We start from the raw sequence: 11,541 nt of genomic DNA, 5'->3' as shown, positions 1-11,541 counted from the left end.
TATCTATTCTAGAGTACTTATCACTTGGGTAGGGAGTAGGGAGTAGGGAGTAGGGAGTAGGGAGTAGGAATTCTCCCATACTTCCCACCCTCCCCACACTTCCCACCCTCCCCATAGTTCCCACCCTCTCCACACTTCCCTCTCTCCCCACACTCTTCTTCTCTCCCCACACTTCCCACACCTCCCATACTTCCCACACTTGCCATGGTTTTCGATGGTTAATGCTAGCAGCTTTATCATAGAGTGGCTCAAATGTCCAGTGACAGGTGATCTGTTTTTTCTACTGATGGTCAAATTAAGGTAATTAGAGATTCTGTAATGCGGTGTGATTGCAATTACACCTTTGGGTAATGGGGAAAGTGTTTTCACCATTACCCTTCTTCCCCATAGAGAAAAGGTTCACTAATGTAAGCTATCAGCTATAAGTTTCAAGTTTCTAGTTTCAATTTTAATCAGAAGGTGTCTTTCCTATGACTAAAGTACCTATTACTAAAATAACTGACGAACTCAAAACCGAAATTTTCTACCCCGATAGTGATGGTAAGCCTATGACAGAAAGTGATCCTACTCGGGATTATCTGATTTATGGCGTAGAAGCCTTAAAAAGTTATTTCAAAAATCGGGAAGATGTTTATGTTTCGGGTAACTTATTTATTTACTACCAGAAAGGAGAACCCGATCAGGTAGTCTCTCCTGATGTATTTGTGGTTTTTGGCGTGGAAAACAAACAGCGAAGAAGCTACAAGGCTTGGGAAGAAGGAGGAAAATTGCCCAGTTGGGTATTAGAAATAACCTCAAAAAGCAGCCGGAATAGTGATCAAACCACAAAACGCAAACTATACCAAACAATGGGAGTATTAGAATACTTTCAGTATGATCCTACCGGGGATTATCTTAACCCGCCACTTAAGGGATTACGTTTGGTGAAGGGAAAGTATCAACCTATCCCCAGCAAGCCCTTAGGGGATGGAGATTTTTCTATTGATAGTGAAGTGTTAGGTCTAGAGCTGCAAGTGCATCAGGTAAAACTAGAATTTTTTGATCCGAAGCTGGGGAAAAAGCTATTAAATTTTCAAGAACTGGAGATAGCTTATCAACGAGCAAAGTTAGAGCAAACCGCAGAAACTCAAGCCCGACAACAAGCGGAGTTAGAGCGAGCTGCTGAAGTTCAAGCCCGACAACAAGCGGAGTTAGAGCGAGCTGCCGAAGCTCAAGCCCGACAACGAGCGGAAGAAGGGCTACAGAATGCTATTTCCCAGTTATTAAGCTTAGGCTTGACTGTTGAACAGATAGCTGAAGCACTAAATTTATCAGTGGCAGAGGTTAACCGTCACATTTAAATTGGTTATTCCCCCTTACCTATTCCCTGTTCCCTATTCCCTATTCCCTATTCCCTGCTCCCTACTCCCTTGCTGAATGACCAATGACTAATGAGCAATTAAAACCTAAATTTTTCTACCGCAATACTAATGGTACACCAATGGCAGAAAGTGACCCTAACCGAGATTATATCATTTATGGCGTAGAAGCCTTGAAAAACTATTTCAAAAATCGAGACGATGTTTATGTTTCGGGTAACTTATCGATTTACTACCTAGAAGGCATATATGATGCCGTAATCGAGCCTGATGTATTTGTGATTTTCGGAGTAGAAAATAAACTACGAAAACACTACAAAGTTTGGGAAGAAGGCGGAAATTTTCCGAGTTGGATCTTAGAAGTAACTTCAATAAGTACTAAGGGAACTGATCAAAGGTTTAATCGCCAAACATACCAAGATATGGGAGTATTAGAATACATGCAGTATGACCCTGTGGAAGATTATCTCCAACCACCCCTGAAAGGATTACGTCTGGTGGAGGGAAACTATGAGCCTATAGCTAGCAAACCTTTAGGAGATGAAGATTTCTCGATTTACAGTGAAGTCTTAGGTCTAGAACTTCAAGTGAATCAGGGAAAATTAGAGTTTTTCGATCCAAAGTTAGGTAAAAAGCTATTAAATTTTCAAGAACTGGACATGGCTTATGAGGAAGCTGAACAAGCACTACAGAAAACTGAACAAGCACTACAGAAAGCTATTTCCCATTTATTAGGATTAGGGGTGAGTGTGGAACAGATAGCTGAAGCTTTGAGTATATCAGTAGAAGAGGTTAATCACAGACTGCAAAAATAACTAAGGTCAGTTTTGGATAAGAAGGAGCGAAGGGAGTAGGCTGAAAGTACTACCCCTCAACCTTCCCAAATTTCTTCCATAACCATGACAAAACCAGGCAGCACTGAATCATCCCCCTTGACCGTAGCGGGATTTTCCAATTGCTCCACATCAGCACCAGGACGGTAAATATACACCCGACGACTATTTGGCTCAATCAACCACCCCAACCTCGCACCATTGTCCATGTACTCCTCCATCTTGTCCTTGAGGTCTTTTACCCTATCACTGGGGGAACGCAACTCAATCACAAAATCTGGGCACAGAGGAATAAATTTTTTCCTTTGTTCTTTACTCAGGGATTCCCACCGCTCCAGCTTGAGCCAAGATGCATCAGGAGAACGATCTGCCCCATTGGGCAGCCTTATTGCCACAAGAAGACTCAAAAACTTTCCCTAGCTTTGTTTGGCGGTTCCATAACCGTAGCTGAAAATTAATGTCGGAATTTCTGTCAGATGTTTCACCTCCTGTTGGGGGCATAACAATTATTTCTCCGTCTAATGTGCGTTCAATACGTAAATCTCGATTAACCTGACAAAACTCAAAAAATTGGTCATCATCCATATCCAATGCTGGAGGCATCCTCAGCACAATGGGATTAGTTTCAACAGCTGTGGTGGCTAATGTCATGATTTAGCTACTTCCCGCACAAGTTTCTTATATTTTAAGATCAGTTTTGGTTAAGCGATCGCTAGCAATAGCTTCTCTAATATCAAGTTCGGTTGAATACCCATAATAAAAGTGTGGGGAGATGGGGAGATGGGGAGATGGGGGAGATTTTTATTAAGGGTAATTATCCTGACATGATATAAGGGAGCTTTTTGGGGGCTTTGGCAACAAAAAAATGTAGGGGTTGGTTCATACTACCCCTACATTAAACGCTGCTAATTTGTTAATCACTAGTATGGTGGGCAAACTAATCTAGTCTCGAATACTCAAAACAATAGAACTGTTTTTGCCCACCCTACTAAGCACCATTAGTAATCTAGTCTCGAATACTCAAAACAATAGAACTGTTTTTGCCCACCCTACTAAGCACTAGTCAACGGTAAACCAGATCAATCCCTAACGAGGAGCAATGGATGGAGCGACAGAAACTATTGGAGCATTTTCTAGTGCTACTGGTGCTTCGTTGACCAAGGTTGGTACAGAGTTGCGGAGTCGTGCGGTTAGCTGGACTGTGGTAGCGTCATAGATCTGAGTCACAATTTTCGGATACAAACCAATGCCGATAATTGGTACTAACAGACAGGCAATAATAAACACTTCCCGAGGTTCAGCATCAATCAAGGCTTCGTGGGCGACTAATTCCTTGTTTTCCGGACCGTATAAAATCTCCCGCAGCATGGAGAGCAGGTAAACTGGTGTTAAGATAACCCCGATAGCTGCCAGGACGATCACTAATACTTTGAACAAGGAACCGTAAGCATCACTGGTGGCAAAGCCAACAAACACCATCACTTCTGCCACAAACCCACTCATTCCGGGTAATGCTAAGGATGCCATGGAACAGGTTGTCCACATGGCGAACATTTTGCCCATTCTCTTACCAACACCCCCCATCTCATCGAGCATCAAGGTATGGGTACGGTCATAGGTAGCTCCTACTAAGAAGAATAGGCTGGCACCAATTAAACCGTGGGAAATCATTTGCATCACTGCTCCACTCATGCCTAAGTCGGTAAAAGAAGCAATACCAATTAAGACAAATCCCATATGGGAAATGGATGAGTAAGCAATCTTACGCTTGAGATTACGCTGGGCAAAGGAGGTAAGGGCAGCATAGACAATATTGACAATCCCTAAAATTATCAATACGGGAGCAAACACGGCATGGGCATCGGGTAGCATGCCAGCATTCATGCGGATTAGGGCATATCCCCCCATTTTCAGCAGAATGCCAGCCAGGAGCATGTGTACCGGTGCTGTGGCTTCCCCATGGGCATCTGGTAACCAGGTATGTAGAGGGAAGATGGGTAGCTTGACCCCGTAAGCAATCAGGAAGCCTCCGTAAAGCAATAGCTGGAAATTGAGGGCGTAATCTTTGAGGGCGAGCGATCGCATATCAAAGGTTACGGTATCTCCATAGAATGCCATGCCTAAGGCAGCTAGCAAGATAAACAGGGAACCCCCTGCGGTGTAGAGGATAAACTTGGTAGCTGCATAGAGACGCTTTTTGCCCCCCCAGATTGACAGTAGCATGTAAACCGGAATTAACTCCAGTTCCCATACCAAGAAGAACAACAGCATATCTTGAACAGCAAATACAGCAATCTGACCACCGTACATTGCCAACATCAGGAAGTAAAATAGCTTAGGCTTGAAGGTTACCGGCCAAGCTGCCAGCATCGCTAGGGTAGTAATAAAGCCAGTCAGTAAAACAAGAGGCATGGATAAGCCATCTACACCTACTGACCAATTCAAGTCCATTTGAGGCACCCAGCTGTATTTTTCGACCAGTTGCAGTTCTGGGTTGCTCAGGTCGTACTGGGTCACAAAAGCATAGACAATTAGGGCAAAATCAATTAGCCCGATAATTAAAGAGTACCAACGCTCCCAAGTCCCATTTTTTTCTGGCAGAAACGGGAGCAGAAGCGATGCCGCAATCGGAAACAGAATAATTATTGTTAGCCAGGGGAAATCTGTCATAGTCAACTAGTCAGTCACCATTGGTCAAAATAAAATTGCAAATTGTTAATTGTTAATTGTTAATTGTTAATTGTGTATAAACAACTAACAATTAACAAAGCAGGTCAGGTCACACCTGAGACAATTACTAAACCCAGTACTGCGAGGAAGACAATTAGAGCATAGAATTGGGCACGACCGTTTTCTACGTATTTCAGTGCTTCACCACTGAGCAGGGTGAAAAAGCCAGTCAGGTTGACTACACCATCAACGATACGGTAGTCTACTTCCATAACTTGCCGTGCTAATCGACGGCTTCCCTGAACAAACAGCCGGTCATAAATTTCATCGAAGTACCACTTATTGAGAGACAGCTGATATAGGGGCTGGATTTTTTTAGCGATCGCATTGGGGTCAATCTTGCCCTGTAAGTACATCAGTACCGCAACGGAAATCCCAATCAGACCGATTCCCACGGAACTGCCGCCCATAATCAGAAATTCTGACCAGTCAAAGGCTTCTGCTTCTGCCACGACTTCGGCTATGGTTTCACTGGCTGGGTGGATAAATTCCTCAAAGTAGTTGTTAAAGGGAGTTCCCACCAAACCAATCAGTACCGATGGCACGGCTAACACTAACAACGGTAGTGTCATCGTTAAGGGTGACTCATGGGGAAACTCACTGTGGTGGTGGTCGTGGTGATCATCGTCAGCCTGAGCCTCAAGTTCCCGTACATCCATAGCACCAGGACCAAAAGCAGGTACAGCTACACCAGCAGCTTCTTTGAGTTGATGACGAATTTCCATCTCATTGCCCCGAAATTCCCCTTCAAAGGTGGAGAAATACATCCGGAACATATAGAAAGCAGTCATTCCAGCGGTCAGCCAGCCAATTCCCCAAAGTATTGGACTTACCTCAAAAGTACTGCCTAAGATTTCATCTTTTGACCAGAACCCTGCGAAGGGTGGAATTCCACAAATTGCCAAGGTTCCAATTAGGAATGTCAGGGAGGTAATGGGCATAAACTTACGCAAGCCTCCCATTAACCGCATATCCTGAGCCAAAATCGGGTCATGGCCAACCACAGCTTCCATACCGTGAATTACTGACCCAGAGCAGAGGAACAGCATGGCTTTGAAATAAGCGTGGGTCATCAGGTGAAATAAGCCAGCACCATAGGCTCCAATGCCCATTGCCATTACCATATAACCCAATTGAGACATAGTTGAATAGGCTAACCCTTTCTTAATATCATTTTGAGTAATAGCAATGGTTGCCCCTAAGAAAGCGGTAAATGCTCCCGTCCAGGCAATCACAGTCATGGCGACTGGAATCCCTTCAAACACGGGGTACATCCTCGCAATCAAAAACACCCCAGCGGCTACCATAGTTGCGGCGTGAATTAGGGCAGAGATTGGGGTTGGGCCTTCCATGGCATCGGGAAGCCAAACGTGGAGGGGAAATTGTGCGGATTTAGCCACCGGACCGAGAAACACTAAGACAGCGAACACAGCTGCCATGCCTGCACCCAGGTAACCGGATTCGACAAAGGCTTCCAGATTGGCTCCCATGGCATCAAAGTCGAAGGTGCCAGTTGCCCAGTAGAGTCCCAACATGCCTAACAGCAGACCAAAGTCTCCAACACGGTTAGTCACGAAAGCTTTTTGACAAGCATCTGCTGCTGCCTTACGGTCATACCAGAATCCAATTAGCAGGTAGGAACACATTCCCACCAGTTCCCAGAAAATATAAACTTGCAACAGGTTGGCAGAAACCACCAAACCGAGCATAGAGGAACTAAACAAGCTTAAATAAGCATAGAAGCGCACATAACCGGGGTCATGAGCCATGTAGCCATCGGTATAAATCATGACCAGAAAAGCTACGGTGGTCACCACTACCAGCATCAGTGCGGTTAAGTGATCGATGGTATAGCCCATCATTAGGTGAAAATTGCCAGCAGCAGCCCACTCCAGGGTGCGTTGATAGGGTTCATGACCATGAAATTGACTCCAGAGTATAGCAAAGGAGAACACCATGGACGCCCCCAACCAGGAGACAATAAATACAGCTAACAGCTGCCGCAGACGGTTTGTTGCTCTATTGAAGGAAATTAGCCCCAGACCAACCAGCATTGCCCCTGCCAAGGGAAACACTGGGATTAGCCAGGCATATTGATAAAGCGGTTCCATTGAAGACAGCCTACTTCAGATTTCGTTACTATTTTGGCAAACTGTAAACCGCTGATGTCTAAAGTTTTTCTTTTTGTTTGTCTGTAGAAGGCCAGATCCTTTAATCTCAACTGCACTATAGCAGCCTAGACCATGGACTCACGGTTGGCATTGGTTTGCGGTGACTACTACCAACAGCCGCCATCCGGTGAATAGGCCACTAAGGTCTCATATCTGATACAAATCTTAACCTTTTTAGTAATCTTCATTACAAAATATCTGATCAAAACGAGTAATCATCAGATAATCCCAATATTTGATGAAAATAATAAGAAAATTTAATTAACAAAAATTTATCTTTTTGGCACGGATACTTTCCCAATTCCTAGCCATGAAAGTGGTATAATATAACTTTTATCAATTCACAGGGACAGTTCAGGCACAAGAGTCAGAAACCAATTAGTAATTGGTAATTGGTAATTGGTAATTGGTAATTGGTAATTGGTCATGGGAAAGGGAAATTGGTCATGGGAAATGGTAAACCCACAACCTGGTTACCGATGACCAATTCAATGGCTAATTAGGTTAAGAGTCGCTAATTAGCTAATTAGTTTAAGTGAAGGTTTTAGGCTTTTAGGTTGAATGGCTAAGGGTGTTCTGACCCAGTTCCCTAGCGCCGGGTAAAGCAGGTCGGGTGTCAACAGCTTTCCTTGTGTACCATTACCCTCTTGCACCTAAGACCTAAGACCTAAGACCTAAGACCTAAGACGTAGAATTTCTCTAGAGGGGATATTGGCCGAAAAAGCTTTCAAACCTTGGCGCTGCCTTTTATCCAACTCCTTGGTCAAATCTGGGTATTGGCAGTGTGATTTGAGCAGCCTGGCAATTTCCCTGAGCAGCTCATCCCGACCTTGGAAACCTTCTATTCGTGAGACCAACTGACCTTGCTCAAAGAATAGCAATGTCGGTAGGGTCTTGAGTCGATAGGTATTGGCAAGCTTGAGATTGTTATCGGCGTTTACTCTGACAACCTTGACATCATTGCTTCCTTGAGCTTGGAATTCCTCAAGTATGGGGTGAACAAACCGGCATACTCCACACCAGGGAGCCCAGAAATCAACGATAACTGGCTCAGAAGAGTCTAAAACTGTTTTTGAAAACGTCCGTTCATCAACAGACAATACCATGATTTTTTGAAATATAAGGGTTTTTAGATTTGTTTGGGATCATGCTACATCGAATCGGGATCATCTGAGCAACAGAAATGTCCTAATTACCAATTTACTTGGGCTACAGCTGTAATCATGAGGGGATGTACCCACCACAACAGCCCAGTAAAACCGATGACTCCTAGGTATGCCGGACGAACAAACTCCTGCCATCTCAGGAATTGACGTCCCTGGATAATTGCCAAAAAAGGGATTACGGATGTGCGAGCTTTGAGTGCACAAAAGGCTTCTCCATGCCGTGCCAACAACCGGCGGTCTCCATGCCAGACAGCGAAAAGATGGTGGAGAATTAATCCCACGGAGGTCAATAGGGTAAAGGTGCTACCAATCCAGAGGGTATGGGCAATACACCATATTACTTGTCCTACCATTTGGGGATGCCTGGTAACCCGCATAATGCCAGACTCATACAGATGGACTTGGGGCTTTTGAATCGCAGCAATTTCTAATAAATTAAACGTAGCTGGATAAAGAAACAAGAAAGAAATGACTGAAAGCCCCCATACTAATGACTTAATACCTGGCAGGTCCTGAAGGAGCCACAACTGTATACCATCATATCGATGGTTCAAAAAGTAAATAATTAATACAACTGCTAGCGGAAGACTCACTAAAGCAAAGACAATACGATAAAGCCTTGGACCAATTATTTGTTCACCCTTAGAACGCAGGGCGGCTAAACCACTATGAGCGATCGCAAAAGTCAATAGCAACCCAAACATGACAAAGTGGCTGACACTCAGCCAATTTGGAAATACCATAGGCAAGGGTGATAGATGGGAAATAACGCTCTATTATAGCAAAAAAGCGATGCAGAGGTGCGACCCGTGGCGAATTTAATTCGCCTACGGAAAAAGCACCATTACGGTCTTGGGGGTCCCCCCCATGAGCGACTGCATCAAGACGGAGTAGGAACTTGAGTCCTGGTTATGTTAGTTTCGATTTCAGCTCGCTCCTTTCTGTTAATGGTTTAGCCCTATGTCTGACCTACCTTTTTCTCTCGATCAACTCCGTATACTCAAAGCGATCGCTACTGAGGGGAGTTTCAAGCGTGCTGCTGATAGTCTATACGTAAGCCAACCTGCTATCAGCCTGCAAGTACAAAATTTAGAGCGACAGTTAGAGGTGCCGTTATTTGACAGGGGTGGACGCCGTGCCCAACTGACGGAAGCTGGACACCTGCTGTTGGACTATGGGGAAAAAATTCTGGCTCTATGCCAGGAAACCTGCCGAGCCATTGACGACTTACAAAGTCTCCAAGGTGGGACCTTAATTATTGGTGCATCTCAAACTACCGGAACCTATCTACTACCTCGGATGCTTGGTATGTTCCGACAAAGCTATCCTGAGGTGACAGTACAATTACAGGTTCACTCCACTCGCCGCACTTCCTGGGGTGTAGCCAATGGACTAGTGGATTTAGCCATTATTGGTGGTGAAGTTCCCCCAGAACTTCAAGAAACCTTGACCATTAGTCCTTATGCTGAAGATGAGCTAGTACTAATCTTGCCTGCATTTCATCCCATGGCTAATTTGGAGAAGATCCAAAAAGAAGACCTGTATAAGTTACAGTTTATTGCCTTGGACTCCCAATCCACCATCCGTAAGGTAATTGACCAGGTATTAGGTCGCAGTGGCATTGATGCTAAACGGTTTAAGGTGGAGATGGAACTTAACTCCATTGAAGCGATTAAGAATGCAGTACAGTCAGGACTAGGAGCTGCCTTTGTATCGATTACAGCTATTGAAAAAGAATTACAAATGGGGGTGCTACACAGGGCAAAAATAGAGGGAGTAGTGGTTAAACGGGTATTGTCTTTGGTGATTAACCCCAATCGTTACCTTTCCAAAGCAACAGAAGCCTTCTGTAGGCAGATTTTGCCCTTGTTTGGCTCAGTAGCATGGCACGGGCAATCCTTGGCACTATCAGGGATGGTAACTAATCCTAAAAATTTAGAAGTGGATAGCCCCCACGCTGAAGCTGGGGGTTGAAAGGGTTGAAAACAAGTGACCAAAGACCCTGAGGGCGCAACGCCCCACCGATTCTATCCATGGGGTTAGCCCGAACAGGAATTTATTCCCTAACTGCCCGGAAATTTTCGTCCTAAGATATCGACTATAATAGAAAGCAATGCATCAATACCAAGGAGGTGATTTTAAGTGTTGGTTATGGAATTCAAGGCTGTCCTTAAAGAGCCTCAAAAGTTGGCAATAAATGAAGCCATTAGAACGGCTCGTTTTGTCCGTAACAAGGTACTTCGGTATTGGATGGACAATCGTGGAACAGGGAAGAAAGAACTCTATCGATACAACACTCAACTAAGGGAAGAGTTTGAATTTGTTAAAGACCTCAATAGTCATGCTTGCCAAGCCTCTGTTGAGAACGTAGAACGTGCTATCAAACGTTTCTTCGATAACTGCAAAAATAAAATTCCTGGAAAGAAGGGTTATCCTCGTTTCAAGAAACATTCTAGATCAGTGGAGTATAAGCAATCTGGATGGAAGTTATCCCCAGATAATAAGTCCATAAAATTCACCGACAAGAAGGGTATCGGAAAAGTCAAGCTCAAGGGGACCTGGGACTTGTGGAGATTCGAACAAAAATTAATCAAGCGAGTTCGGATTGTCCAAAAAGCCGATGGTTACTATGTCCAGTTTTGCGTCAAAGTAGACAATTCAGAACAATTAGAAGCCACTGGCTTTACTGTTGGATTGGACGTAGGCTTGAAGGAGTTTTATACCGACTCTGACGGATACTCTGAACCTAATCCCAGGTTTTACAAAAAAGGTGAAAAGCACTTAAAGTTTTATCAACGTCGAGTTTCTCGAAAAAAGAAAGGCTCTGCTAACCGTAAAAAAGCAATTAATAGACTAGGTAGGACACACCTTAAAATAAGTAGACAACGTGAAGAGCACGCCAAGAGACTGGTTAGAAGTTACCGTAAGATAGTGGAGCCTTATTACAAAAGATTTAACCCTTTTATGCAAAGCCGAACACCCATAAAGGCTCCACTATCTAAGGTTTCGTCTCCGGCGCGCTGCGTAATCCGGTCTAACGACCTGGTCGCCTACGTTCGCGCAGCGTGCCGAAGGCAAGATTTAAGAGTTAAAAACCTGGTTAAAAACCACTGTTTAGCTAAGTCTATTAACGATGCAGGTTGGTACCAATTTCGAGGTGCGATTCGTTAGCTATAAACCTTATCCAATAAGGATTTGGAGGATTAGCTGCTTGGTTAAATGAACCATGACAACTTGATAACCATGGTGGTGAAATTCCACCCCTCGTGAAATCCGAGTGACA

At 44.2% G+C, this 11,541-nt stretch carries 8 protein-coding genes and 2 pseudogenes; 4 read left to right on the top strand and 6 right to left on the bottom strand.

Annotation, left to right across the window (positions count from 1 at the left end; all coding sequences use genetic code 11):
• Window positions 1–20: 20 nt before the first annotated feature.
• The gene (locus F6K53_RS22560; protein ID WP_293060070.1) at window positions 21–206 is read right to left on the bottom strand and encodes a hypothetical protein; all 186 of its coding nucleotides are present in this window, start codon (window positions 204–206) and stop codon (window positions 21–23) included.
• Between the two features lie 264 nt (window positions 207–470).
• Between F6K53_RS22560 and F6K53_RS22555 the strand changes: the two genes are divergently transcribed.
• Together F6K53_RS22555 and F6K53_RS22550 are read left to right on the top strand one after the other, a co-directional pair.
• Entirely contained in the window at window positions 471–1,340 is an 870-nt protein-coding gene (locus tag F6K53_RS22555) for a Uma2 family endonuclease (protein ID WP_293071055.1), read from the top strand.
• A gap of 83 nt (window positions 1,341–1,423) precedes the next feature.
• Window positions 1,424–2,173, top strand: a complete 750-nt coding sequence (locus F6K53_RS22550) for a Uma2 family endonuclease (protein WP_293039629.1) — start codon at window positions 1,424–1,426, stop codon at window positions 2,171–2,173.
• 56 nt (window positions 2,174–2,229) lie between these two features.
• Here the strand turns inward: F6K53_RS22550 and F6K53_RS22545 are convergent.
• From F6K53_RS22545 to F6K53_RS22525, 5 genes and pseudogenes are all read right to left on the bottom strand, one after another.
• Window positions 2,230–2,842: pseudogene (locus tag F6K53_RS22545) on the bottom strand (Uma2 family endonuclease).
• Between the two features lie 435 nt (window positions 2,843–3,277).
• Entirely contained in the window at window positions 3,278–4,861 is a 1,584-nt protein-coding gene (locus F6K53_RS22540) for an NAD(P)H-quinone oxidoreductase subunit 4 (RefSeq protein ID WP_293071053.1), read from the bottom strand.
• A 104-nt stretch (window positions 4,862–4,965) separates the two neighbouring features.
• Window positions 4,966–7,032 carry an NAD(P)H-quinone oxidoreductase subunit 5 gene (locus F6K53_RS22535; protein ID WP_293017632.1) on the bottom strand — a complete coding sequence of 689 codons (2,067 nt, stop codon included), beginning with the start codon at window positions 7,030–7,032 and terminating at the stop codon, window positions 4,966–4,968.
• 734 nt (window positions 7,033–7,766) lie between these two features.
• Complete coding sequence (gene trxA, locus F6K53_RS22530; RefSeq protein WP_293017631.1) at window positions 7,767–8,198, bottom strand: thioredoxin; 432 nt, start codon at window positions 8,196–8,198, stop codon at window positions 7,767–7,769.
• A gap of 86 nt (window positions 8,199–8,284) precedes the next feature.
• Complete coding sequence (locus tag F6K53_RS22525) at window positions 8,285–9,001, bottom strand: NnrU family protein (RefSeq protein ID WP_293017629.1); 717 nt, start codon at window positions 8,999–9,001, stop codon at window positions 8,285–8,287.
• A gap of 217 nt (window positions 9,002–9,218) precedes the next feature.
• On the opposite strand from F6K53_RS22525, the gene F6K53_RS22520 reads away from it, so the two are divergent.
• Window positions 9,219–10,232 (top strand): LysR family transcriptional regulator, encoded by a 1,014-nt coding sequence (locus F6K53_RS22520; protein WP_293017627.1) that lies wholly within the window; start codon window positions 9,219–9,221, stop codon window positions 10,230–10,232.
• Between the two features lie 177 nt (window positions 10,233–10,409).
• A pseudogene (locus tag F6K53_RS22515) lies at window positions 10,410–11,414 on the top strand (transposase); the annotation flags it as partial.
• Window positions 11,415–11,541: the final 127 nt, after the last annotated feature.

Source organism: Moorena sp. SIO4A1 (assembly GCF_010672065.1).
In the GTDB taxonomy this organism is placed as follows: Bacteria; Cyanobacteriota; Cyanobacteriia; order Cyanobacteriales; family Coleofasciculaceae; genus Moorena.
The sequence above is the reverse complement of the archived record's forward strand: the minus strand, read 5'-3'. Positions and strand labels throughout refer to the sequence as shown.